The sequence below is a fragment of the Rahnella sp. BIGb0236 genome (assembly GCF_004364755.1).
Lineage (GTDB): Bacteria > Pseudomonadota > Gammaproteobacteria > Enterobacterales > Enterobacteriaceae > Rahnella > Rahnella victoriana.
This window is the reverse complement of record NZ_SOAO01000002.1, coordinates 565424-590181: the sequence shown is the minus strand read 5'-3', so window position 1 is coordinate 590181 and position 24758 is coordinate 565424. Positions and strand designations below refer to the sequence as shown.

The following is a 24758-nucleotide window of genomic DNA, read 5'->3' as shown; positions in this document are numbered from 1 at the left end:
CAGGGAGAAGCGATTATGCCGTCTTTTGACATTGTTTCCGAAATCGACATGCAGGAAGTGCGCAATGCCGTGGAAAATGCCAGCCGTGAACTGCAAACCCGCTGGGATTTCCGCAACATTCCTGCCAGCTTCGATCTCAATGAGAAAAACGAGAGCATCAAAGTGGCCAGCGAATCAGATTTTCAGGTAAACCAGCTGGTCGATATTCTGCGTGAGAAACTGGCCAAACGGGGTATTGAAGGCGGGGCGCTGGAAATTCCTGAGCAGATGGATCACAGCGGTAAAACCTACAGCGTTGACGCCAAACTGCATTCCGGCATTGAATCCGCGCTGGCGAAGAAAATCGTCAAGCTGATCAAAGACAGTAAAATCAAAGTGCAGGCGCAGGTGCAGGGCGACGAAGTGCGCGTCACCGGTAAAGCGCGTGATGATTTGCAGGCCGTGATGGCGCTGGTTAAGAAAGGTGATCTTGGCCAGCCCTTCCAGTTCAAGAATTTCCGCGACTAAATAGCCTTCGTTCTTTGAACTGCAGATGCGTTGGCTGCATTCAGTAACCCGAATCACTTACTCCAGTAAGCTCATCGGGTTCCTTCATTTGCCGCCTTCCTGCAGCTCAAATTACTTGGCTCTTTGCAATTAAGATCGGGACGCAAATGCGTCCCTTTTTTATGGCGGTTACTTCCGCTGGCGCAGTCTTTTCACCAGTTCGAAGTCTTTAAAGTAAACCGGTTTATCATGCTGCATCGACAGATTTCCGGCGATACCGGTCAGGATCGACATCGCTCCGGCGCGGTGATCGGCGGCGCGTTGTAACGGATCGTGTTTACGTTCGCCAAACAGATCCTCCAGCATGGCGTTATCGCCGCCGCCGTGACCGCCTTCTCCCAGCTGGAATTCGGCCTTCCAGGGTTCGGCAAATAACGGATAAACGGTGATTTCGGCTTTCTCAATGCTGCCTTCGTTTTCGCGTTTGCCCCCGGCATTCACGTAAGACATCTCGACGATTTTCATTTCAATGCGGCCCCGGGTGCCGTTGAATACCACGTTCAGACCTTCCCACGGCAGATAGGCGTTCAGCGAATAGGTCAGCTGCACTTTGTTCTGATATTTCACCAGCACCGAGAGCGTGTCCTCAATACTGATACCGTCGCTGAATACGCTCTGATCACGGAAGTAGTTATCTTCATGCTCCGCATCCAGATACAGCGCTTTTAGCTGGGCGTTATCGGCCATATGCAGAGCAAACGGATCGTTCTGTGCCTGCGGATAACAATGCGCCCGTGGATAAAACTGAGTGACGCCCCGCTTCTCGGCATTCTCTTTACCGTAAAAACGCAGATCGCCCTGGGCATAGACTTTCTCCGGCGTGCTGTTGAGCCAGAAATTCATCAGGTCAAAATGATGGGTGGATTTATGCACCAGCAGACCGCCGGAATTTCGTTTTTCGCGGTGCCAGCGGCGGAAATAATCGGCGCCATGTTCGGTATTCAGCAGCCATTCAAAATGCACGGAAAGCACTTCGCCAATGGTGTCCTGCATCAGCAGTTCGCGCATTTTGCTGTGATGCGGGGCGTAGCGGTAATTGAACGCTACCCGCACCTGATAGCCGGTGGCATCGACGGCATCGAGAATGCGCAAAGCTCGCGGCTCATCAATGGTCATCGGTTTTTCAGTAATGACGTCGCAACCGGCGTGCAGGGCGCGAACGATGTAATCGTCATGCGTGCGATCCATGCTGGTGACAATCACGATATCGGGTTTAGTTTCATCGAGCATCGCATTGAAATCAGACGCTTTCCAGGTGGATACCGGGGCGACGCCGTTCTGCTCCAGTTGCCGGTTCGCATAATCCATTCGCGTCTGGTTTGTATCACAGAAGGCCACAAATTTTGCGTTGTGGCGGTACTTGCCGGTGATCGCTTCAATGTATAAACCCGAGCGTCCGCCGGTGCCAACGAGAGCATATGTTTTCATGAGATCCTCAAAAGGCCCGAAAGCCGTCATCACTGACAAAAATTTTTGTTAAGGAATTCCTGAGGATAATGATTATTGAGGTTTTTTAAGTGAGGGAGGTCACGCGGTGGGGATAAAAATGAAACGCTGTGCCAGTTTCCCGGTACAGCGTTTTTAAGCAGGGAGATGTCAGGCGGCGCTGACCAGTTGCTCGAGTGCTTTGCGGTTGGTCTGTTTGGTATCTACTTTCACATAGGCACTGAATTCTTCCGGTACGACAACCGCTTCTGCCACGCCCGGCTGGGCGAGAATGCGCGCCTGCAGGGCGGAATCTTTCACTGCCAGCTCAGATAACGTGATACGCAGACTGCTGACATACGGCGGTTCGGTCATGGTGGAACTGACCAGCAGCCAGACCATGGCAATCGCCGCACACACCAGGAATACCGCACCGGCACCGGCGTGACCGTAGACGTAACCGCCCAAGCTGCCGCCAATCGCTACGCCGATAAACTGGCTGGTGGAGTAAAGCCCCATCGCCGTGCCTTTGTAGCCCGCAGGCGATTCTTTACTGATAAGCGAAGGCAGAATCGCTTCCATCACATTGAAGGCCAGGAAGAACAGCTGAATACCGGCAATCACGGCCCATAAATGCAGACCCGCTGCCCACAGCACGACTTCTGCCAGCAGCAACACCACCACGCAGCCCATGAAAACCTGCTTCATGTGACGCTTTTTCTCGGCGTAGATAATCACCGGGATCACCGCGACGAATGACGTCAGCATGGTGATCAGATACACGCGCCAGTGCTCACTCGGCGGGAAGCCCGCATGTTCCATGACTTGCGGTAATACCACGAAGCTCGACATCAGCAATACGTGCAGACATAAAATGCCGAAATTCAGCTTCAGCAATTTGGGGTTGCCCATCACTTTGCCGAAACTGCCTTTTACCATGCTCGATTCACGGTTCAGGATATGCGTGGCAGGGGAGGGGACCACGGCGACGGTAATGATGATGCCGAGAATGGTCAGCGCGGCGATTGCCCAGAACAGGGCGTGTAAACCCCAGGCGTGGGTAATGATCGGCCCGAGCACCATCGCAATCGCAAAGGTAATACCGAAACTGATACCGATAAACGCCATCGCTTTGGTGCGGTTTTGTTCGCGGGTCAGGTCAGAAAGCAGGGCCATCACGGCGGCAGCAATCGCGCCGGAGCCTTGCAGGGCACGACCAATGATCACGCCCCAGATAGATTCGGTGGAAGCAGCCACAATGCTGCCGATGCAGAAGATGACCAGACCGAAGACGATCAGTGGTTTGCGGCCAACGCGGTCAGAAAGCAGTCCAAATGGGATCTGGAAAACAGCCTGTGCCAGCCCGTAAATGCCGATGGCGATGCCGATAAGCGTTTCGCTGGCGCCGGATAATTTCATGCCATAGGTGGTCAGCACCGGCAGAACCATGAACATGCCAAGCATGCGCAAAGAAAATACTGTCCCTAGTCCCCATGTCGCCCGACTTTCCTGCGGGGTCATCTGGTTATCGTTCACATTACTACCTCAAAATAACAATCCGACATTTTAATGATTAAGCCGGCCTGGGTAAAACGATGGATCTTTAGCAGATATTACGGGATTTGCCCGTGAGACGGAGCAAAAGAAAAGGCCAGTATTGCTACTGGCCTTTAGCTGTGATCTCAGTGAGTTACACTGGAAGTTTGCGTTACCAAACGTAGGTCAGCAACGATGTCGGTGCAGAATTAAAATCCACGGACATCATGAAGCTCAGCGACATGATCGTGATGATGGAGAAACCAAACAGCTTTCTCGCCCACAACACGTCGTTTTCCGTTTTGTAACCCTTCAGTGCCATACCCAGCCACCAGATACTGACAGCAGCGGCAACAATCAGGTATTTGTAACCTGCGTAACCGCTCAGGGTCAGCATCAGTGTCGCAATCATAAACGCCAGAATGTAGACGATAATATGATGCTTGGCGACGGAGATGCCTTTAACCACTGGCAGAACCGGGATGCCTGCTGCCTGATAATCTTTGAAGCGGAAGATGGCAATCGCGTACGAATGGGGCATCTGCCACAGGCTGAAAATCAGAAGCAGGATCAGCGCACCGGTATCGAACTGGCCTGAAACGGCACAGTAACCAATAACCGGTGGCGCTGCGCCAGACAAGCTGCCGATCAACGTGCCGTATACCGAGTTGCGTTTCATGTACAGGCTGTAAACGCCGACATAAACCACAAAGCCCATCACTGCCAGCCACATGGCCAGCGGATTTGCTCCGATATACAACAGCGCAAAGCCTGCAATACCCAGAAGGGTCGCATAAACCAGGCTTGTTTTCGGCGGAATAAGCCCTTTCACCAGGACCCGGTTCTTCGTTCTTTCCATGATCCGGTCGATGTCGCGGTCGATAAAGTTGTTAAATACACAACCCGATGCGACAACCAGCGAAACACCCACCAAAGTGGCGAGAAAGAGTGGGAAGTCGATGCTGCCTTTGGCAGCAAGGAGAAATCCCCCGATGACAGAAATTAAGTTGCCGAAAATAATTCCTGGTTTCGTTACTTGCAGGTATTGCTTAATCATCACGTGCAACTCGGCTCTTTAACTGACCATCATATTGAGGTTGAGGTTATACATAATCCACAATGAGCCCACAACGACGATAAAGATAATCACAGCGGTGAACAGAAGTGCCACCAGGTTCCAGCGCTCTTCCGACGACGTATTCATGTGCAGGAAGAACACCAGATGGACAACGATCTGGATGATTGCGGACGCAACCACGGTACCCAGGATCAGTGAATGTGATGCCGTGTCGGTCATGACCATGGCAAACGGGATCACCGTCAGGATAACCGACAAGATGAAGCCAATCGCGTATGACTTCAGGCTGCCGTGGCTTGCGCCACCATGGGAAGTAGCAGAATGACTCATTACATCGCTCCCATCAGATAAACAACGGTAAACACGCAGATCCACACCACGTCCAGGAAGTGCCAGAAGAGGCTCAGACACATCAGACGGGTTTTGTTGACTTCAGTCAGACCGCGACGTGAAACCTGAACCATCATGGTCAGGATCCAAATCAGACCACAGGTCACGTGCAGACCGTGGGTGGCGACCAGCGCAAAGAAGCCAGACAGGAAACCACTGCGCTGCGGGCCATAGCCTTCAGCAATCAGGTGATGGAATTCATAGAGTTCCATCCCGATGAAGCCTAAACCGAACAGGAAAGTCAGGAACAACCAGCCGTTAACCGCAGCTTTGTTGCCTTTGTTCATGCCCAGCATCGCAAAGCCGTAAGTGATACTACTGAACAGCAGGCAGAAGGTTTCTACCAGCACGAACGGCAGTTCAAAAATGTCTTTACCAGAGGGACCGCCAGCGGTCCCGTTTACCAGTACTGCATAGGTTGCGAACAGGCTCGCGAACAAAATGCAGTCACTCATCAGGTAGATCCAGAAGCCGAAGACTTTGGTTGCACCTGCATCGTGGTGCCCATGCTCAGCATGGGCCTCATCGTGGTGAGTCAGAGTATCAGTTGCCATGTTTCACACCTGCTTTACGGATTTGTTCATAATGTTGGTTTTCAATACGTTCCACTTCTTCAACTGGCACGTAGTAATCAACATCTTCGTCGAAGCTTTTCGCAATCCAGGTCGCAGCCAGGGCAATGAAGCTCACTGCTGCCAGCCACCAGATATCCCAGATTAAGGCGAAACCACAAACCAGACTCAGCATAGCGATGATGAAACCGGCGCCGCTGTTACGTGGCATATGAATCGGTTCATATTTAGCAGGCTGCTTGTAAGCGGTACCTTTCTCTTTCATGTCCCAGAACTCATCACGGTCGTGAATTTGCGGCACGATAGCGAAGTTGTAGAACGGAGGAGGAGAAGAAGTTGACCACTCCAGAGTACGTGCGCCCCATGGGTCACCGGTCAGATCACGGTTCTGGTCGCGGTCGCGAACGGAAACGAAGATCATGATCAGCTGGCAGAGGATACCGCAGGCAATCAGTGCAGCACCGCATGCCGCAACAACCAGCAGCGGGTGGAACTCAGGATCGATGTTCTGGCTGACACGACGGGTCATGCCCATGAAGCCCAGTACGTACAGTGGCATGAACGCAACGAAGAAGCCGATGATCCAGAACCAGAATGAACGCACACCCCATTTTTCGTTCAGCGTGAAGCCGAAGGATTTAGGGAACCAGTAAGTCAGACCCGCGAAGCAACCGAAGACCACACCACCGATGATGACGTTGTGGAAGTGGGCAATCAGGAACAGGCTGTTGTGCAGCACGAAGTCAGCACCCGGCACCGCCAGCAGAACCCCGGTCATCCCACCCACAGAGAAGGTGATGATGAAGCCAACGGTCCACAGCATGGCTGCGTTCAGCGTGATACGACCCTGATACATGGTGAACAGCCAGTTGAAGATTTTTACCCCGGTCGGGATAGAAATGATCATCGTCATGATGCCGAAGAAGGCATTGACGTTTGCGCCTGAACCCATGGTGAAGAAGTGGTGCAACCAAACGATGAACGACAACACGGTGATGGCGATGGTTGCCCATACCAGCGAGGTGTAACCGAACAGACGTTTTTTGGAGAAGGTTGCGGTAACTTCTGAGAACACACCAAAGACTGGCAGAACCAAAATGTACACTTCCGGATGGCCCCAGGCCCAAATCAGGTTGATGTACATCATCATGTTGCCGCCCATATCATTCGTGAAGAAATGGGTGCCCAGATAACGGTCTAAAGTCAGCAGTGCAACAGTGACGGTCAGAATCGGGAAAGACACGATAATCAACACGTTGGTGCACAGTGCGGCCCAGGTAAATACCGGCATTTTCATCAGCGGCATACCAGGAGCGCGCATCTTCAGGATGGTCGCAAAGAAGTTAACACCGGTCAGCAAGGTCCCGACACCGGATATCTGGAGACTCCAGATCCAGTAATCTACCCCGACCCCCGGACTGTATTCCTTACCTGACAGTGGCGGATAGGCCAACCAGCCGGTCTGCGCGAATTCACCGACACCCAGAGAGATGTTGATCAATACAACCGCAGCAGCGGTAAACCAGAAGCTCACGTTGTTCAGGAACGGGAACGCAACGTCGCGTGCACCGATTTGCAAAGGAACAACCACGTTCATCAGACCGATTACGAACGGCATCGCCATGAAGAAGATCATGATCACGCCGTGCGCGGTAAAGATTTGGTCGTAGTGATGAGGAGGGAGGAAGCCCGGCTCGCCCGCAGAGGCAAGCACCTGCTGGCTACGCATCATGATCGCATCGGCAAAGCCACGCAGAAGCATGACGAAAGCCAGAATGATATACATGATACCTAATTTTTTGTGGTCGACGGAGGTCAGCCACTCGGTCCACAGATACTTCCACTTACCGAAATAGGTGATGCCGGCAACCACTGCCAGGCCACCGATAATAATCGCGGCAACTGTGACCATGATAATCGGTTCATGATACGGAACCGAATCAAGCGTTAATTTTCCGAACATCGTTTATTCCTCGGCTCCGGCTGCGTGAGACTGTCCACCCATATCCATGCCTTTCATGTCGCTGCCAGCAGGCATTGGCATGGTGTGACCTTCTGGCGCTGCCTTCATGTCATGCATGGAGTATTTGCCAATGATTTCTTTGAACAGGCCTGGTTTTGCAACAGAGAAGTATTCGACCGGGTTGTCGATACTCTGTGCAGCCAGTTTGTTAAAGTCATCAGTGGTGGCCAGCTGGTTCGGTGCGCTTTTCACTTTCGCTACCCAGGTGTCGAAATCGGCACGGGTTGGAGTCGCAATTGTGTTGAATTTCATACCTGAGAAGCCGCGGCCGCTGAAGCTTGCTGAGATGCCTTTATACGTACCCGCTTCATTTGCAATCAAATGCAGCTGAGTTTGCATACCGGCCATCGCATAAATCTGCCCGCCTAACTGAGGAATAAAGAACGAGTTCATCACAGAGTCTGAAGTGACTTTGAACTGAACCGGCACATCTTTAGGAATGACGAGTTCGTTAACGGTCGCGATGCCCTGTTCCGGATAAATGAACAACCATTTCCAGTCCAGAGAAACGACTTCAACCGTCATCGGTTTTTCGTCAGTCACGATAGGCTTGAACGGATCAAGCGAGTGGGTGGTTTTCCAGGTAATCGTTGCCAGAATGGCAATGATAATAATTGGAACTGTCCAGACGACGGCTTCAATTTTGTTGGAGTGGGACCAATCAGGACTGTATTTTGCTTTTGTGTTGGAAGCACGATACTTCCACGCAAAGGCAAACGCCATGATAATAACTGGTATAACAACGATCAGCATTAAACCGATCGCCGTTAAAATCAGCGTTCTCTGCTCAAGTCCAATTGCTCCCTTGGGATCCATCAATGCCGTATTGCAACCGCTCAACATTACCGCGGAGGCAAATAAGGACAACATCCCAATACTTTTATTGTATTTCTTAAGTCTCATCTAACGACCTCAATAACTAGGGCTCTATTGTCGCTTCAGGTGTGCGGGCATTTTACGGGAAGGTTGCAGGACTGTAAACACGCTTAAACAAGTGTCAAAGCGCTGTTGACACTTTATGTTAACGCAGTCACACATGTCACGGATCGTGACAATTTACAGTGGGCAACAATATGTTGCGTATAGATTTTTTTCTATAGTGATGAAAAACAAGGGGTGACAGATTTTGACATTATTATTGTCGTTCGTTATCTCATCGATAGGTTTAATTAATGTTAAATTAATGTAGAAATCAGGTGAAATAAAATGCACCGTAAGCGCGAAAGAAAAATCATCGCGGAAAATATTATTTTTTCTGAATTTAATTTAGTGAGCGATATTTATAGATCATTTGTTAAATCGAATGCGCCATTCATTTTCACATGAATGGCGATAAATCAGGAACGTGCGGTCCGCCGCAGTGATAAAAAGTCGAGCAGACTGCCTAAAATAACACCAGCAAGACAAATCAATGCGCCCGTTTCAAGCAATGCCGTGGCCAGACTTTGCCATGACGCCCAGCCAAGGCTGTCCACAACCAGGGTAAGCAGCCAGAGCACCAGCAGCAAGCTGCCCGTCATCATGCAACGTAACGCCCAGCGATACGGGGTGGCGAAGTGGATGCGCGGCAGGAAACTGTCGGTTTTCTGAGTGTATTCCAGCGTCTGACGGCAAACCGCCAGCAGAAACAATCCGGGAATGGCCGCCACAATCGAGAAAAGGTAAAACCACGGCCAGCCATAGGCTTCCACAAACCATCCGGCAATCGGCCCGACGTACACGCGGCCCACGGCAGACAGCGCGGAGAGCAGGGCGAACTGGGTGGCAGAGAATGAACGGTTACATAACGTCATCAGTAACGCCACGAACGCCGCCGTCCCCATCCCGCCGCACAAGTTTTCGAAGAAAATCGCCGCGCCCATGGTGGTTAAATCTTTATCGGTGATGGCGAGGATCCAATAACCCGCATTGGACACGGCCTGCAAAATGCCAAACAGCATTAATGCGCGGAACAGACTCAGCCGCTGCATTAACATGCCGCCAAACAATGCGCCGATGATGGTCGCCATCAGCCCCAGTGTTTTGTTCACCAGTCCCACTTCCCCGGCATCAAACCCGACGCCACGGATTAAAAATGTGGTGCTCAGGCTGCCCGCAAAGGCGTCGCCCATTTTGTACATCACGATCAGCAGCAAAATCAGCCAGGCATTGTTACGGCCAAAAAAGTCTTTTAGCGGTGCGACGACGGCCATTTCAATAGTACGCGGCGCAGGTTGCGAGTTTTCCGGCTCCGGTGACAGCAGGGTGGCGAAAACGCCCATCAGCATTAACACGGCCATCAGCCAGTACATGTGCTGCCAGCCGAGGTAACGGTCAGCCAGCCATAACGCCAGTCCGCCCGAAACCAGCATCGCCAGACGGTAACCCAGTACCGAGACGGCAGCCCCGTTTCCGCGTTCTTCCGGGGGCAGTAAATCGGTTTTATAGGCGTCGAAAACGATGTCCTGCGACGCCGAGGCGAAGGCAATCAGCACGGCCAGTGCCGCCAGCCAGAATAAGTCTTTTGACGGATCCATGAATCCCATGGCGAAAATCGCCACGACCAGTAACAACTGCGTCAGGATCAGCCAGCCGCGACGGCGTCCGAGAAAAGAGGGCGTGTAGCGGTCCATCATCGGCGACCACAGGAACTTGAACACATAAGCCTGACCCACCAGCGAAAAAATGCCGATGGTTTTCAGATCGACATTTTCGACCGTCATCCACGCCTGCAATGTGCCGGAGGTCAGCGCCAGAGGTAAACCGGAAGCGAAGCCAAGAAGCAGTAAAATGACCGTATTGCGTTGCGTGAAAATTTTAAAGTACTGACTGATCATGAAGATTGTGTTCCTGCGAACCGGTGAGAGAGTGACGCATACGCATAATAAAGGAAGGGAGACAGGTCGGGAAAGCGAATCACTGGCTTAAAAAGCATTCTGCCCGGACGAGCCGGGCAGAATTCATCATGCAAACTTCAGCCGAACTTAATGGGCGTTCGCTTTAATGAAGTCACTGATGCTGGTGTCTGACGCCATGTCACTGATGACATCGCCCAGCGTGGTGTTAACCGCGTTGGTGATTTTGGCGTTAGTTGCAGACAGCGCGCCCTGAACGTTATACGTCGAGCGGTAGTTTTTCACCTGCTTGCTGCCGTTTTTAGCCGACGCGATGATGGAGATATCGGCTTTGGTGGTGATGTTGTAACGCAGATTGCCTTCCTGAACGTCTGCATACAGGTTGTTCACGACGATTTGCAGATCGACTGCACCGTCAGCACCGATCATATAGCCACGGGCGGTCATTTGTTTTTCCAGAGATTCCTGCAACAGGAAACGCAGATCGCGTGATGGCGTCAGGGAAATCAGCTGACCGTCGCGGTTCACTTTTGCCAGTGCCTGATCCTGACGCTGGTCAGCACCGTTGATGCTGATGGTGATGCCCTGCAGGGTAGGGTCCTGTGAAGGCAGGACAATTTTCGGCGAAACGTCCAGGGTGTTGGTGCTGGTGGCGCAACCGGCCAGCATGAACATGGCCAGCACAGGGAATAGAATTTTCTTCAGCATGTGTATTTTCTCAATATTAATAAGGGAATAGTGCTCAAAAATTTGCCGACATCATAACATTGCCATTTGCTGGGGGAAGTCCAAACAATCTGGAAAAGCGTGTTTTTCGCGTTTTTTTTCAGCAAAGTCGCAGTAAAGCTGCAGGCCGCTGCGGTCAGCCGTAGCGAAGCGGCACTTTCTTTGACAGACTGAGCGGCATTTTTATCAATCCGCAGCAGAAATTTATTGTTCTGGCGTGCGAAGAATCTGGAAAGCAGCCTATCATTATAAAGAGATAGGTGTACCAGACAGGCGCAGTTCTCTGCTGATGCGGTGTAAGGAGATTGCTATGATTCGTGAGCAAATAGAAGCAAAATTAGTTGAGGCATTCGAACCTGCGTTTCTGGAAGTGACTGACGAAAGCTATCGTCATAATGTCCCGGCAGGCTCCGAGAGCCATTTTAAAGTGGTCATGGTGTCCGATAAGTTTATCGGGGAACGTTTCCTGGCGCGCCATCGCGCCATCTATGGGAGATTAACCGAAGAGCTGGCTGGCAGCGTGCATGCTCTGGCATTGCATACTTACACCCTGAAAGAATGGGAAGGCTTACAGGACACGGTTCCGGCCTCTCCACCTTGTCGCGGCGCAGGCACGTTGGCCTGATCGTCGCGATCTGTTTCACAAAAGGCATAAATATCGCCGTTTGACACGGTAACACTGGAACTTTCCTTGTCTAATGCGGTATTAGTAGATGCGAATTTCAAGAAACGGCCTGCGGGCCGTTTTTGTTTTTCTTCTGACGGACTGACGGTAAGAGGTTTATGCCTCTGAATGGCCGCATTTTTCGAAGGATCGAGTCCCGTGTGAGTTTCCTCCCGCGCAACAGATACCGTCCTCGACTCAATGCCCATGCGCCGCTATAATGTCGCGTCTAATTTTTCCGGAATGGTTTCGGACGCTCTCGAATACAGGGCTACGTTCTGATACAGAACTGTCCCGGTTCTTAGAAGTCGTTTTCAAGGTAAGTTTGCGCTCATCTTGAGAACGACTTCTGGAGTTGACCGAGCACTGTGATTTTTTTTTGAGGTAACAAGATGCAAGTTTCTGTTGAAACCACTCAAGGCCTTGGGCGCCGCGTAACGATTACTGTTCCTGCTGAAAGCATTGAAAAAGCAGTGAGCAGTGAACTGATCAACGTCTCTAAAAAAGTACGTATTGACGGCTTCCGTAAAGGCAAAGTACCAAGCCACATCATCGAACAGCGTTACGGCGCGTCAGTACGTCAGGACGTACTGGGTGATCTGATGCAACGCAATTTCGTTGATGCGATCATCAAAGAAAAAATCAATCCAGCTGGCGCACCTAACTACATCCCAGGTGAGTACAAGCAGGGTGAAGACTTCAACTTCTCCGTAGAATTTGAAGTGTACCCGGAAGTTGAGCTGAAAGATCTGGAAAACATCGAAGTTGAAAAACCTGTCGTTGAAGTGAACGACGCTGATGTTGATACCATGCTGGAAACTCTGCGTAAGCAACAAGCTGACTGGAAAGAAACTGACGCTGCAGCGACTGCTGAAGATCGCGTGACCGTTGATTTCTCCGGTTCTATCGACGGTGAAGAATTCGAAGGCGGTAAAGCCTCTGATTTCGTACTGGCTATGGGCCAGGGCCGCATGATCCCAGGCTTCGAAGAAGGTCTGGTCGGTCACAAAGCCGGTGAAGAATTCACCATCGACGTAAACTTCCCTGAAGATTACCACGCTGAAAATCTGAAAGGTAAAGCGGCTAAGTTCGCGATTACTTTGAAGAAAGTTGAAGTGCGTGAACTGCCAGAACTGACACCTGAATTCATCAAACGTTTCGGCGTGGCTGATGGGTCTGTTGAAGGTCTGCGTGCTGAAGTGCGTAAAAACATGGAGCGCGAACTGAAAGGTGCTGTTCGTAACCGCATCAAAACTCAGGCTATCGACGGTCTGGTCAGCGCTAACGAAATCGACGTGCCATCTGCACTGATCGACGGCGAAATTGATGTGCTGCGTCGTCAGGCTGCACAACGTTTTGGCGGCAACGAAAAACAAGCGCTGGAACTGCCACGCGAATTGTTCGAAGAGCAAGCTAAACGTCGCGTCGTTGTAGGTCTGCTGCTGGGTGAAGTGATCAGCCAGCACGAACTGAAAGCTGATGAAGATCGCGTTAAAGCGCTGATCGAAGAAATGGCTTCTGCGTACGAAGATCCACAGGAAGTTGTTGAGTTCTACAGCAAAAATAAAGAGCTGATGAACAACATGCGTAACGTCGCGCTGGAAGAACAAGCGGTCGAAACTCTGTTGTCTAAAGCAAAAGTGACTGAAAAAGCCACGACCTTTACTGAACTGATGAACCAGACTCAACCTGCATAATTGATTTGCACGTTGCTGAACCTGTTTACAGGTTTGCTTCCCAAGCCCGCAGTTTTTACTGCGGGCTTTTTATTTCCTGAAAATCAGGTATTTTTTGTTTTTGGCTGTTGTTTTTGCACTATATTTATCACTATAAGGCACAGCCCACGTAGAAACCGTTCACTGACCCCCTCAATATGGCGTATCTCGCTATTTTGGGGAGTGTATGAAAAAGAAATATCCCGGCAGGCTTGAAAAAGGGGGCTAAATCCCCCAATTGATAAGAACGATCCCAGGTAAATTTGTAGTTAAAATCTGACTGATAAAGACCGTCAGGCGTGTAAATGGCGACTTGGCCGCTTGAGCATAGTCATGTGTGCCTATCTCAAGTAGAATCGGTTTTAAAGAGCGCCAAACAGAATCTATTAGGAGACGGTTATGTCATACAGTGGTGAAAGAGAGCAATTTGCACCAAACATGGCGTTGGTACCCATGGTGGTTGAGCAAACTTCACGGGGCGAGCGTTCATACGACATCTTCTCCCGTCTGCTTAAGGAACGTATCATCTTCCTGACCGGCCAGGTTGAAGACCATATGGCTAACCTGATTGTTGCCCAGATGCTGTTCCTGGAAGCAGAGAGCCCGGAAAAAGACATTTACCTGTACATCAACTCACCAGGTGGCGTGATCACTGCCGGGATGTCGATTTACGACACCATGCAGTTCATCAAACCGGATGTCAGCACCATTTGTATGGGGCAGGCATGTTCAATGGGGGCATTCCTGTTGACCGCTGGCGCAGAAGGCAAACGCTTCTGTCTGCCGAATTCACGGGTGATGATCCACCAGCCACTGGGTGGTTTCCAGGGTCAGGCGACGGATATTGAGATCCACGCCAAAGAAATCCTGAAAGTGAAATCTCGTATGAATGAGCTGATGGCGAAACATACGGGCAAAACTCTTGAAGAAATAGAGCGTGACACTGAGCGCGACCGTTTCCTGTCTGCTGATGAGGCTGTACAGTACGGTTTAGTGGACTCCGTATTTACCCATCGCGCCTGACGGCTTATTTCTGCCGGGCTGATGGTCTATAGTTATACTCATACGGACGTCTCAGAGGCAGAGCTTGGATCCTGATGGCTCTGCCAGCAATGAGTAATAACAGGAATGAACAGACATCAGCCAACCATGCGGCTGTTGTGTAATATGGTCGTGCCGTGGTGTTATTGTTACGCTGCGGGACTGATACTAGAGAAGAGGTTTACTGATGACAGATAAGCGCAAAGACGGTTCAGGAAAGCTGCTGTACTGCTCTTTTTGCGGCAAAAGCCAGCATGAAGTGCGTAAGCTGATTGCCGGGCCGTCAGTGTATATCTGCGATGAATGTGTCGACTTATGTAATGACATTATTCGCGAAGAGATCAAAGAAGTCGCGCCACACCGTGAACGCAGTGCCTTACCGACGCCGCATGAAATTCGTCAGCACCTTGACGATTATGTTATCGGTCAGGAACCGGCGAAGAAAGTGCTGGCCGTGGCGGTCTACAACCACTACAAGCGCCTGCGTAATGGCGATACCAGCAACGGTATCGAATTAGGCAAGAGCAACATTCTGCTGATCGGGCCGACCGGTAGCGGTAAAACGCTGCTGGCTGAAACCCTGGCGCGTTTCCTGGATGTGCCCTTCACGATGGCCGATGCCACCACGCTGACCGAAGCCGGTTATGTGGGTGAAGACGTTGAAAACATCATTCAGAAACTGCTGCAGAAATGTGATTACGACGTTCAGAAAGCGCAACGCGGTATTGTTTATATTGATGAAATCGACAAGATTTCCCGCAAGTCTGACAACCCATCGATCACCCGTGATGTGTCCGGTGAAGGTGTCCAGCAGGCGCTGCTGAAACTGATTGAAGGCACCGTGGCTGCCGTTCCTCCGCAAGGTGGACGTAAGCACCCGCAGCAGGAATTCCTGCAGGTTGATACGTCGAAAATCCTGTTTATCTGTGGCGGCGCGTTTGCCGGTCTGGATAAAGTGATTGGTCAGCGTATCAACACGAATACCGGCATCGGTTTCGGTGCTGAAGTGAAAGGCAAAGAGCAGAAAGCGACGGAAGGTCAGTTACTTGCGCAAGCTGAGCCAGAAGATTTGATCAAGTTTGGTCTGATCCCTGAGTTCATCGGTCGTCTGCCAGTGGTCGCGACCCTGAGTGAACTGAACGAAGAAGCACTGATTCAAATTCTGAAAGAGCCGAAAAATGCCCTGACTAAGCAATATCAGGCATTGTTCAATCTGGAAGGCGTTGAACTGGAATTCCGTGATGAAGCGCTGACGGCGATCGCCAAAAAAGCCATGGTCCGTAAAACCGGTGCCCGTGGTCTGCGTTCGATCGTAGAAGCCGCATTGCTGGACACGATGTATGATCTGCCGTCTCTCGAAGATGTCGAGAAAGTGGTAATTGATGAATCCGTGATTGCGGGTCAGTCAGAACCTCTGATGATTTATGGCAAACCGGAAGCTCAACAGGCATCTGGCGAATAATTAGCCAATCTATCCAGAGAGTTAGCCACGAAATGGGGGATTTAGTCCCCCATTTTTTTTTCGCACATTCTTATCGTTGAATGTCAGACATTCATCCCCATATACTCAGTTAACGACTTGCTGAAACCCGTCTGACTCGTGTTTCACGAGATTTCCTTAACCTGGCGGAAGCTAAACTAAGAGAGAGCTCTATGAACCCTGAGCGTTCTGAACGCATAGAAATCCCCGTATTGCCTCTGCGCGATGTGGTGGTTTATCCGCACATGGTGATCCCGTTGTTTGTTGGCAGGGAAAAATCGATTCGGTGCCTCGAAGCCGCGATGGATCACGACAAAAAAATCATGCTGGTGGCGCAGAAAGAAGCCTCAACAGATGAGCCGGGCGTTAATGATCTCTTCTCCGTGGGTACGGTTGCCTCAATATTACAAATGCTGAAGCTCCCGGACGGCACGGTCAAAGTGCTGGTGGAAGGGTTACAACGCGCGCGCATTACGACACTTTCCGACAGTGGCGAGCATTTTGCTGCCCAGGCGGAATACCTTGAATCTCCGGCCGTGGATGAACGCGAGCAGGAAGTTCTGGTGCGTACGGCGATTAATCAGTTTGAAGGCTACATCAAACTGAACAAAAAAATCCCGCCGGAAGTGCTGACGTCCCTGAACAGCATTGAAGATGCTGCACGTCTGGCTGACACCATTGCCGCGCATATGCCATTGAAACTCGCTGACAAACAATCCGTGCTGGAAATGTTTGATATCACCGAGCGTCTGGAATATCTGATGGCGATGATGGAATCGGAAATCGACCTGTTACAGGTTGAGAAACGCATTCGTAATCGTGTCAAAAAACAGATGGAAAAAAGCCAGCGCGAGTACTATCTGAATGAGCAAATGAAAGCGATTCAGAAAGAACTGGGCGAGATGGATGATACGCCTGACGAGCATGAGGCGCTGAAACGCAAAATCGAAGCGGCCAAAATGCCGAAAGATGCGCGTGAAAAAACCGAAGCTGAGCTGCAAAAACTGAAAATGATGTCGCCGATGTCCGCCGAAGCCACGGTTGTTCGTGGTTATATCGACTGGATGCTTCAGGTGCCGTGGAATGCCCGCAGCAAAGTGAAAAAGGACCTGCGCAAAGCACAGGAAGTTCTGGATACCGACCATTACGGTCTGGAGCGTGTCAAAGACCGCATTCTGGAATACCTCGCCGTGCAGAGCCGCGTCAGCAAAATTAAAGGGCCAATCCTGTGTCTGGTCGGGCCTCCGGGTGTGGGTAAAACCTCACTGGGTCAGTCAATCGCACGGGCGACGGGCCGTCAGTATGTGCGTATGGCGCTGGGTGGCGTACGTGATGAAGCGGAAATCCGCGGTCACCGTCGTACCTACATCGGTTCCATGCCGGGCAAACTGATCCAGAAAATGGCTAAAGTCGGGGTGAAAAACCCGCTGTTCCTGCTCGATGAAATCGACAAGATGTCATCGGATATGCGCGGTGATCCGGCTTCTGCTCTGCTGGAAGTGCTGGATCCGGAACAGAACGTGGCGTTCAACGATCACTATCTGGAAGTCGATTACGATCTGTCAGATGTGATGTTTGTGGCGACCTCGAACTCGATGAACATCCCGGCGCCGTTGCTGGACCGTATGGAAGTGATCCGTCTTTCCGGTTATACCGAAGACGAAAAACTGAACATCGCCAAACAGCATCTGTTGCCGAAACAGCTTGAACGCAATGCGCTCAAGAAGAACGAACTGACCGTTGATGACAGCGCGATTATCGGCATTATCCGTTTCTATACCCGTGAAGCGGGTGTGCGTAGTTTAGAACGTGAGTTGTCTAAACTTTGCCGAAAAGCAGTCAAACAATTGCTGATGGATAAAGACATCAAGCACATTGAAATCAACGGCGACAACCTGAAAGATTTCCTCGGCGTGCAGAAGGTCGATTATGGCCGTGCCGATACCGAAAACCGTGTGGGCCAGGTCACTGGTCTGGCGTGGACCGAAGTGGGCGGTGAATTGCTGACCATCGAAACGGCCTGCGTACCGGGCAAAGGTAAGCTGACTTACACCGGATCGTTGGGTGAAGTGATGCAGGAATCCATTCAGGCTGCACTGACCGTGGTACGTTCACGTGCGGACAAACTGGGCATCAACCCTGACTTCTACGAAAAACGTGATATTCACGTTCACGTACCGGAAGGGGCAACGCCGAAAGATGGTCCGAGTGCGGGTATCGCCATGTGTACGGCGCTGGTGTCTTGTCTGACCGGTAACCCGGTGCGTGCTGATGTCGCGATGACCGGTGAAATCACGCTGCGTGGTCTGGTTCTGCCCATTGGTGGTCTGAAGGAAAAACTGCTGGCGGCCCATCGTGGTGGCATCAAAGTGGTTCTGATCCCGGACGACAACAAACGTGATCTGGAAGAGATTCCGGCAAACGTGCTGGCAGATCTGGAGATCCACCCGGTTAAACGCATTGATGATGTTTTGAACATCGCATTGCAAAATCCGGCTTACGGCGCGTTGCCGGTGGCGGCAAAATAGTGACTTCGGCTTACACAGTTGAATAAAACTCAGGCTGGCAGGTGAAATCTCACTTGCCAGCTTTTTTTTGTGCCGTTAAGTTAGTCAACGGTCAGAGGGTTTCAGGCTGCTTTCAGTCGCTTGCATCGCCCTGACAAGATTGATATAACAGCAGCGCGGTCACGTCCGTAGGGAAAATGCGCCGTGATGAACGAATTTTAAGAGGGGATGATAAGAGTGAATAAGTCACAATTGATCGACAAAATTGCTGCCGGTGCTGATATTTCTAAAGCCGCAGCGGGACGTGTTTTAGATGCTGTTCTTGCATCTGTCACTGACACCCTGAAAGCGGGGGATGAAGTAGCTCTGGTTGGTTTCGGTACTTTCTCCGTGCGTGAGCGTTCAGCACGTACCGGTCGTAACCCACAGACCGGCAAAGAAATCAGTATTGCAGCGGCTAAAGTACCTGGCTTCCGTGCAGGTAAAGCGCTGAAAGATGCCGTTAACGGTTAATTACCCGCAGACTGACGTCGAAACTGTGTGACAGGCATCACTGATGCTTTCTCACTCAGGTCTGGTTGTTAAACAATAACCTGACGTCATCGGGCTGGTAAGGTAAGATACAAGGCGCATCGAAAACGGTGCGCTTTTTTTATTACAGCGGAGTGTTGCCACACTATGATGGACAATTTACGCGCGGCCGCCAATCACGTCGTGCTCAAAATCATTCTGGCCCTGATTATTCTGTCCTTTATTTTGACAGGGGTGGGCAACTACCTGATCGGCGGTTCAGGCGACTATGCAGCGAAAGTGAATGGTCAGGAAATAGGACGTGCTCAGCTGGAACAGGCAGTGCAAAACCAGCGCAGCCGGTTGCAGCAGCAGCTTGGAGATCAATTCTCTGCGCTGGCGGGCAGCGAAGGCTATATGCAGCAGTTACGCCAGGAATCCCTGAGCAACCTGATTGACGTCACTTTGCTGGATCAGTATTCCAAAAAATTAGGCATCACCGTCAGCGATCAGCAGATCAAAGACGCGATTTTTGCCACCCCTCAATTCCAGACTGATGGCCGTTTCGATAACACCAAATATCTGCAAAGTATCCAGGGTATGGGTTACACCGCCGATAATTTTGCGCAGTTAATGAAGCAGCAGCTAATCAGTCAGCAGCTTGAGCAAGCCTACGGCCAGTCTGATTTCGTTCTGCCAGTGGAAAGCAAATCACTGGGTGCGTTGATCCTGCAAAGCCGTGACGTGCAGACAGCCACGCTGGATACCGCAGCGTTAGCCGCTAAACAGCAGGTAACGGATGCTGAATTGCAGGCCTTCTACGACCAGAACAAAAACAGTTTCCTCACGCCTGAACAGGTGAAAGTCAGCTACATCGAAATGGATGCGGCGGCGATGCAGGGCAAAACTGAGGTGACTGATGCGGATATCAGCGCGTATTACGACCAGCATAAAAGCGAGTTCGGCCAGCCTGAACGCCGTCGCTACAGCGTGATCGTCCTGAAATCTCAGGCCGATGCTGACGCCGTGGTTGCCGAGCTGAAAAAAGGAACCGACTTTGCTGAACTGGCCAAAACCAAATCGACCGATACGCTGAGTGCGAAGCAGGGCGGTGATCTGGGCTGGATGGAACCTGAGACGACGTTGCCAGAATTCAAAAACGCTAATCTGACCACCAAAGGTCAGGTTTCCGGTGTGATTAAGTCTGACAGCGGTTTCTTCATCCTGCGTCTTGATGACGTGACGCCTGAGCAGGTCAAACCGTTAGCTGATGTTCGCAACGCGATCACTGACAAGCTTAAGCAAGAGAAGTCACTGGATGCGTACTACGCGTTGCAACAGAAAGTCAGCGAAGCCGCGACCAATGACAACGAATCTCTGGCAACTGCCGAAGACGTAGCCGGTACGAAAGCGGTGCACACTGACTGGTTCTCACAGAATCAAATCCCGGCAGCAATCAACTTTAAACCGGTTGTGCAGGCGATTTTTGAAGGGGGGCTGATTGGTCAGGAAGGTTCTCCGGGCAGCAACTCCGACATCATCACTGTGGATGGTGATCGTGCGTTTGTCGTTCGTGTGGATGCACATAAAGCCGAAGGCGTTAAACCTTTCGCTGACGTGAAGGATCAGGTGACGACGCTGGTGAAAAACCGCAAGGCACAGGATCAGGCGCGTATGGACGGTGAGAAATTGCTGACCGCGCTGAAAGAAGGTAAAGGTGACGAGGCCATGAAAGCTGCCGGTCTGACCTTTGGCGACGTGCAGAAAGTGCAACGCAGCCAGCAGCCTTCTGCATTCGAAGAAAACGTCTACGCACTGCCGCACCCGCAGAAAGATAAACCGGTGTATGGTCTGACTCAGGACGACAAAGGTAACAGTATGCTGGTCAAACTGAACGCCGTGACGCCGGGTGTCATTCCTGAAGCCGATGCCGCACGTTTCAATCAGGAGATGCAACAGACCTCCTCAAACGTGACCTTTGATGCGCTGCTGACTAACCTTCGTCAGGAAGCGAAAATCAAATACGGTTCTGCTGCACAAAACCAGTAAACGCCGCAAAGTTTTGCAACGCGTTGCAACAAACAAAAGGCCGCTTTCGCGGCCTTTTCCATATCTGAAAGTTGCCCATTGTTCGCTTTTTCTGCCTGATGCACTCTCTCCGTGCTGTCAAACACATGGAGGATACAGCATGAAAAAATTAGGCATTACTTCACTCTCACTGGCTCTCGCGCTGGGGCTTTCTACTCTGCCGGTTATGTTGCAGGCGGCACCGAATGCGAGCAGTACCGTGGCAACCACGACGGCTGCGCCGGCGACAACGGCCAGCAAAGTGGCCGGTCCGCAAGTGAAAAAGGAACAGCCGGTGGCGACTGATGAAGGTACGGTCAGTGTTAATACCGCCACGGCCGAGGAATTTGCCCAAGTCATGAACGGCGTCGGCATGAAAAAGGCGCAGGCCATTGTCAGCTACCGTGAAGAACTGGGGCAATTTACCGACATCGAACAGCTGCGGGAAGTGCCGGGAATTGGCGCGGCACTGTTTGAACGTAACAAGGACCGTCTGAAATTGTGACGGATGTCGCGGCGGTGATCCCTTAACGGTTGCCGCCGTTTTCTTCTGCTAATATCTAAAGACATCTGACCAGTTTGGTTGTATGCCTCAGACGATTATCAGGAGTTTTTTAACGATTATGCATACGTTCATTAAAGTTCGCGGTTTCCACATCGATGTATATCAGCACGTTAACAACGCGCGTTATCTGGAGTTTCTTGAAACAGCGCGCTGGGAATGGCTCGATAATCAGTCAGGTTTCCAGTGGATGAGCCAGAACAAGATTGCTTTCATTGTGGTGAATATCAATATCAATTACCGCAAGCCGGCCGTGCTGGGCGATGTGTTGCGCATCGACAGCAGCCTGCAACAGTTAAACGGGCGCAGCGGTGTGCTGGAACAGGTTGTTACCTGTGAAGGCGATGTGGTCGCCGATGCGACGCTGACGTTCGTGTGTATTGATTTGCGTACACAAAAAGCACTGCCGCTGGAGGGAGAATTGCTGGAGCGGTTACGCGAACTGGAACTGGAAAACGATTAATGTTTTCGCGCACAGAGAATAAAACGGGCGGAGTGTTAGCCGCCCGTCACTGACTTCAGAAGGGGTTAATCAGCGCAGTCCGGTTTTCTTCTTCAGGCTGGCCATCACGCCCGTTTTATCCTGTTGATACTGTTGCAGACCATTGGCGCGTAAATGACAGGCAGCACATTCGCCACAACCATCACCGGCAATACCGTTGTAACAGGTCAGCGTTTGATGACGAACCAAATCCAGTTGCTGGTAATAATCGGCCAGTGCCCAGGTCTCGGCTTTATTCAGCCACATGAGCGGTGTTTCGAAACGAACATCACGCGCCAGACCCAGTGAAACCGCCGTATTCAGCGCCTTGACGAATTCATCGCGACAATCCGGATAGCCGGAGAAATCTGTTTCACAGACACCGGTGATCACCGCTTCTGCCTGGATCTGATACGCATAGATAGCCGCCAGTGTCAGGAACAGAATATTACGGCCGGGAACGAACGTGCTTGGCAGACCGCCATTATTTTCGTCGCCGAAATTAGGAACAGGAATGTTATCGCGGGTCAGGCTGCTGACCGCCAGTTCGTTTAGCAACCCGACATCCAGTACTTTATGGGCACGCGCGCCCAGTTTCACTGACAACGTTTGGGCGATGTCAATTTCCGCACGGTGGCGCTGACCATAATCGAAAGTGACACAGTGGACTTCGTCATACTGCTTCAGAGCCTGAATCAGACAGGTTGTTGAGTCTTGTCCGCCGCTAAAAACCACCACTGCTCTTTTCATTCTGATTACCTGTTGTGTAAAACCATTGACTGAAATCCACTGCGCTCAGGGCAGCAAAACTGCCCTAATGGTACTTTCCTTTATCGCCAGAGTGTAGTGAAACAGCTCCTTCAGGCACTTTCCGTTTGCAGGGGAGGAGGAACCCATGCCTGACAGAAATCAAACCAGCCCCAGGCAGTGAGTTGTACACCGCTGATGCGCGGCGGTGCGCTGACCTGATACTGATAGTTAAACAGGGGGGTGACGATGGCGGATTGCATCCACTGATAGAAATGATCGCGCAGTTCGTCCGACCGGCGGTTCTCCTGCGGAATTTGCTGAATACGGGTCAGCCGTTTTTGCAGACGGGTATGCTCTTTTTCGCTCAGGATCCCCGGCCAGAGCGGATCCTGTTGCAGCCAGTTTTCCAGTGTGGCTTCCGGAGATTCACCAATCAGACGATCGCCAAGCAGCAGATCAGCGGACCCCAGTACTTCGCCGTCTTCCCAAAGGCGTCCGGCATGGAAAACCACCTCGAGTACGCAGCCTTCTTCTGCCAGTTTTTCCTGCAGCGCCTGCGCCACCAGTTCAAATTCAACCGGCGGATGAAACAGCAGTCTCAGTTTTTGTGGTAACGGAACATCAGCATCGTCATGTAAGGGGATCGGCCAGCCCGGCAGCATCTCCTTGCTGGCTTTCACCAGATCATGATCGATAGGTAAATTATCCAGCATGCCGCTGCGCTGGATTAAGCGGACAATTTTTTGCGCCTGAGAGGCGTTTAAAACACCGCGTTTCAGGTTGGCGGCGATATAGCAAAATCCCAGACTGGTGCTGCGTCTGACCGGCTTCACCCGCGATAATTCTTCCTGCTCACCCAGAATGATCCTCACCGGATGCTGGCAGCTGACGTTATTCTTCTGCGCAAACAGTTGCGGCGTGATCCAAAACTCAATGGCCGTCAGATAAGGATGCTGCAACGCGTACAGCGTGTGCTGTTCGAGCCTGACCAGTTCAGGGGAAAACGTCGTCAGCCGGAACGGCCCCGCGCCAATATGCGGATCATCAGGATGAGAAAGCAGACAATTGAGATCGGCAAAGCGGTGCGCCAGCCAGTAGTCTGGTTTATCAAGATCAAATTGCAGGCATAGCGCATGCGGCTGAGATATTTTGATCACTGACGCCAGATTGTGCTTAGCCCGCGGGAAATCCCGCAACTGTTGAAAACGGGTCATCAGTTGTGCTGTTTTCAAGGGTTCGCCGTTATGCCAGAACAGCTGACTGCGCAGAAAAAACTGCCAGGTTTTGCCGTTATTACTGATTTGCCAGTGATGAGCCAGATCCGGCTGAGGGGTCTGGTTCCCCGGAACAAAACGTGTCAGACCGGCATGAATGGTGTGCGCCAGATGCTGCTCGGCGCGGCCGGTCAGCGCCAGCGGATCCAATGACTGGAGCGGGCGGTAATAAGGGATGCGCAGCGTAGGGGCATCCTCCTGCCATTGCCCGCCAAGATGGGGAGAAAGCAGGGCATTCAGATGTGACGGATCCAACTGACTCAGCTGTAATGCGGCAGAGTGTTCCCCGTGGTTGAGCAAATCCTGCAGATAGGCGCCCCGTAATTCTTCCGGCGCTTTCAGGCAGCAAAGTGACGCACGTTTTCCCCGGCCAGCCTGCGACTGCCAGTCTATCCAGCCCGCATCCTGAAAATGAGACAGCAAGGTGCGGGTATGACGTTCACTGCAGCAGAAAATCTCCGCCAGTTCTGCCACGGTAAACTGCGCCGGAAGTTGTCCGGTTTTCAGGTAGAGACGCTGAAACTGATTGAGCCGGTTTTGCAGACGCACGGTAAATACGGAACCTTATTTTGCGGAT

21 protein-coding genes are annotated in these 24758 nt (G+C 51.4%); 10 read left to right on the top strand and 11 right to left on the bottom strand.

Annotated features, from left to right (window positions below):
- Positions 1-15 precede the first annotated feature (15 nt).
- The gene (locus EDF78_RS06265; protein WP_095924945.1) at positions 16-507 is read left to right on the top strand and encodes a YajQ family cyclic di-GMP-binding protein; all 492 of its coding nucleotides are present in this window, start codon (positions 16-18) and stop codon (positions 505-507) included.
- 168 nt (positions 508-675) lie between these two features.
- Here the strand turns inward: EDF78_RS06265 and EDF78_RS06260 are convergent, their stop codons facing one another.
- The 9 genes from EDF78_RS06260 to EDF78_RS06220 all read right to left on the bottom strand — a co-directional run bounded on the left by EDF78_RS06260 (position 676) and on the right by EDF78_RS06220 (position 11112).
- The gene (locus EDF78_RS06260) at positions 676-1974 is read right to left on the bottom strand and encodes a Gfo/Idh/MocA family oxidoreductase (protein WP_095925293.1); all 1299 of its coding nucleotides are present in this window, start codon (positions 1972-1974) and stop codon (positions 676-678) included.
- 168 nt (positions 1975-2142) lie between these two features.
- On the bottom strand, positions 2143-3507 hold the full coding sequence (locus tag EDF78_RS06255) for an MFS transporter (RefSeq protein WP_133822741.1): 1365 nt from the start codon (positions 3505-3507) through the stop codon (positions 2143-2145).
- Positions 3508-3679: 172 nt separating this feature from the next.
- Positions 3680-4564, bottom strand: a complete 885-nt coding sequence (gene cyoE, locus EDF78_RS06250; protein WP_119826790.1) for a heme o synthase — start codon at positions 4562-4564, stop codon at positions 3680-3682.
- An 18-nt stretch (positions 4565-4582) separates the two neighbouring features.
- A complete protein-coding gene (locus tag EDF78_RS06245) occupies positions 4583-4915 on the bottom strand; it encodes a cytochrome o ubiquinol oxidase subunit IV (protein ID WP_013576648.1) in 333 nt (110 codons plus the stop codon).
- Positions 4915-5529 (bottom strand): cytochrome o ubiquinol oxidase subunit III, encoded by a 615-nt coding sequence (locus EDF78_RS06240; RefSeq protein WP_013576647.1) that lies wholly within the window; start codon positions 5527-5529, stop codon positions 4915-4917. The genes EDF78_RS06245 and EDF78_RS06240 overlap by 1 nt, the downstream gene beginning before the upstream one ends.
- The gene (cyoB, locus tag EDF78_RS06235) at positions 5519-7510 is read right to left on the bottom strand and encodes a cytochrome o ubiquinol oxidase subunit I (protein WP_013576646.1); all 1992 of its coding nucleotides are present in this window, start codon (positions 7508-7510) and stop codon (positions 5519-5521) included. Before cyoB ends, EDF78_RS06240 begins: the two co-directional genes overlap by 11 nt.
- Before the next feature lie 3 nt (positions 7511-7513).
- Entirely contained in the window at positions 7514-8473 is a 960-nt protein-coding gene (gene cyoA / locus EDF78_RS06230; protein WP_095924948.1) for a cytochrome o ubiquinol oxidase subunit II, read from the bottom strand.
- Between the two features lie 434 nt (positions 8474-8907).
- Positions 8908-10386 (bottom strand): muropeptide MFS transporter AmpG, encoded by a 1479-nt coding sequence (gene ampG / locus EDF78_RS06225; RefSeq protein WP_095924949.1) that lies wholly within the window; start codon positions 10384-10386, stop codon positions 8908-8910.
- A 147-nt stretch (positions 10387-10533) separates the two neighbouring features.
- A complete protein-coding gene (locus EDF78_RS06220) occupies positions 10534-11112 on the bottom strand; it encodes a lipoprotein (protein ID WP_133822740.1) in 579 nt (192 codons plus the stop codon).
- A 328-nt stretch (positions 11113-11440) separates the two neighbouring features.
- Between EDF78_RS06220 and bolA the strand changes: the two genes are divergently transcribed.
- From bolA to EDF78_RS06170, 9 genes are all read left to right on the top strand, one after another.
- Positions 11441-11755 carry a transcriptional regulator BolA gene (bolA, locus tag EDF78_RS06215; RefSeq protein WP_095924951.1) on the top strand — a complete coding sequence of 105 codons (315 nt, stop codon included), beginning with the start codon at positions 11441-11443 and terminating at the stop codon, positions 11753-11755.
- Between the two features lie 431 nt (positions 11756-12186).
- A complete protein-coding gene (gene tig / locus EDF78_RS06205) occupies positions 12187-13491 on the top strand; it encodes a trigger factor (protein ID WP_095924952.1) in 1305 nt (434 codons plus the stop codon).
- A gap of 417 nt (positions 13492-13908) precedes the next feature.
- On the top strand, positions 13909-14532 hold the full coding sequence (gene clpP / locus EDF78_RS06200; protein WP_056771081.1) for an ATP-dependent Clp endopeptidase proteolytic subunit ClpP: 624 nt from the start codon (positions 13909-13911) through the stop codon (positions 14530-14532).
- Between the two features lie 205 nt (positions 14533-14737).
- Positions 14738-16012: an ATP-dependent protease ATP-binding subunit ClpX gene (gene clpX / locus EDF78_RS06195; RefSeq protein WP_095924953.1), complete on the top strand. Its 1275-nt coding sequence runs from the start codon at positions 14738-14740 to the stop codon at positions 16010-16012.
- A gap of 191 nt (positions 16013-16203) precedes the next feature.
- Positions 16204-18558 carry an endopeptidase La gene (gene lon, locus EDF78_RS06190; protein WP_095924954.1) on the top strand — a complete coding sequence of 785 codons (2355 nt, stop codon included), beginning with the start codon at positions 16204-16206 and terminating at the stop codon, positions 18556-18558.
- A gap of 216 nt (positions 18559-18774) precedes the next feature.
- A complete protein-coding gene (gene hupB / locus EDF78_RS06185; protein WP_013576637.1) occupies positions 18775-19050 on the top strand; it encodes a nucleoid-associated protein HU-beta in 276 nt (91 codons plus the stop codon).
- Between the two features lie 165 nt (positions 19051-19215).
- Entirely contained in the window at positions 19216-21096 is a 1881-nt protein-coding gene (gene ppiD, locus EDF78_RS06180) for a peptidylprolyl isomerase (RefSeq protein WP_095924955.1), read from the top strand.
- A gap of 139 nt (positions 21097-21235) precedes the next feature.
- Positions 21236-21619: a helix-hairpin-helix domain-containing protein gene (locus EDF78_RS06175; RefSeq protein ID WP_095924956.1), complete on the top strand. Its 384-nt coding sequence runs from the start codon at positions 21236-21238 to the stop codon at positions 21617-21619.
- A 118-nt stretch (positions 21620-21737) separates the two neighbouring features.
- A complete protein-coding gene (locus EDF78_RS06170; protein WP_013576634.1) occupies positions 21738-22139 on the top strand; it encodes a YbgC/FadM family acyl-CoA thioesterase in 402 nt (133 codons plus the stop codon).
- Positions 22140-22208: 69 nt separating this feature from the next.
- Here the strand turns inward: EDF78_RS06170 and queC are convergent, their stop codons facing one another.
- Complete coding sequence (queC, locus tag EDF78_RS06165) at positions 22209-22907, bottom strand: 7-cyano-7-deazaguanine synthase QueC (RefSeq protein ID WP_095924957.1); 699 nt, start codon at positions 22905-22907, stop codon at positions 22209-22211.
- Between the two features lie 110 nt (positions 22908-23017).
- A complete protein-coding gene (locus EDF78_RS06160; RefSeq protein ID WP_133822739.1) occupies positions 23018-24730 on the bottom strand; it encodes an SgrR family transcriptional regulator in 1713 nt (570 codons plus the stop codon).
- Positions 24731-24758: the final 28 nt, after the last annotated feature.

Excerpts from the sequence above, each read along its gene's own strand:
- bolA (WP_095924951.1), top strand. The coding sequence starts at position 11,441 with ATGATTCGTGAGCAAATAGAAGCAAAATTAGTTGAGGCATTCGAACCT.
- EDF78_RS06170 (WP_013576634.1), top strand. The coding sequence starts at position 21,738 with ATGCATACGTTCATTAAAGTTCGCGGTTTCCACATCGATGTATATCAG.
- EDF78_RS06265 (WP_095924945.1), top strand. The coding sequence starts at position 16 with ATGCCGTCTTTTGACATTGTTTCCGAAATCGACATGCAGGAAGTGCGC.
- cyoE (WP_119826790.1), bottom strand. The coding sequence starts at position 4,564 with ATGATTAAGCAATACCTGCAAGTAACGAAACCAGGAATTATTTTCGGC.
- cyoB (WP_013576646.1), bottom strand. The coding sequence starts at position 7,510 with ATGTTCGGAAAATTAACGCTTGATTCGGTTCCGTATCATGAACCGATT.
- ampG (WP_095924949.1), bottom strand. The coding sequence starts at position 10,386 with ATGATCAGTCAGTACTTTAAAATTTTCACGCAACGCAATACGGTCATT.
- EDF78_RS06260 (WP_095925293.1), bottom strand. The coding sequence starts at position 1,974 with ATGAAAACATATGCTCTCGTTGGCACCGGCGGACGCTCGGGTTTATAC.
- EDF78_RS06240 (WP_013576647.1), bottom strand. The coding sequence starts at position 5,529 with ATGGCAACTGATACTCTGACTCACCACGATGAGGCCCATGCTGAGCAT.
- EDF78_RS06220 (WP_133822740.1), bottom strand. The coding sequence starts at position 11,112 with ATGCTGAAGAAAATTCTATTCCCTGTGCTGGCCATGTTCATGCTGGCC.
- tig (WP_095924952.1), top strand. The coding sequence starts at position 12,187 with ATGCAAGTTTCTGTTGAAACCACTCAAGGCCTTGGGCGCCGCGTAACG.
- queC (WP_095924957.1), bottom strand. The coding sequence starts at position 22,907 with ATGAAAAGAGCAGTGGTGGTTTTTAGCGGCGGACAAGACTCAACAACC.
- lon (WP_095924954.1), top strand. The coding sequence starts at position 16,204 with ATGAACCCTGAGCGTTCTGAACGCATAGAAATCCCCGTATTGCCTCTG.
- EDF78_RS06175 (WP_095924956.1), top strand. The coding sequence starts at position 21,236 with ATGAAAAAATTAGGCATTACTTCACTCTCACTGGCTCTCGCGCTGGGG.
- clpP (WP_056771081.1), top strand. The coding sequence starts at position 13,909 with ATGTCATACAGTGGTGAAAGAGAGCAATTTGCACCAAACATGGCGTTG.
- clpX (WP_095924953.1), top strand. The coding sequence starts at position 14,738 with ATGACAGATAAGCGCAAAGACGGTTCAGGAAAGCTGCTGTACTGCTCT.
- EDF78_RS06245 (WP_013576648.1), bottom strand. The coding sequence starts at position 4,915 with ATGAGTCATTCTGCTACTTCCCATGGTGGCGCAAGCCACGGCAGCCTG.
- ppiD (WP_095924955.1), top strand. The coding sequence starts at position 19,216 with ATGATGGACAATTTACGCGCGGCCGCCAATCACGTCGTGCTCAAAATC.
- cyoA (WP_095924948.1), bottom strand. The coding sequence starts at position 8,473 with ATGAGACTTAAGAAATACAATAAAAGTATTGGGATGTTGTCCTTATTT.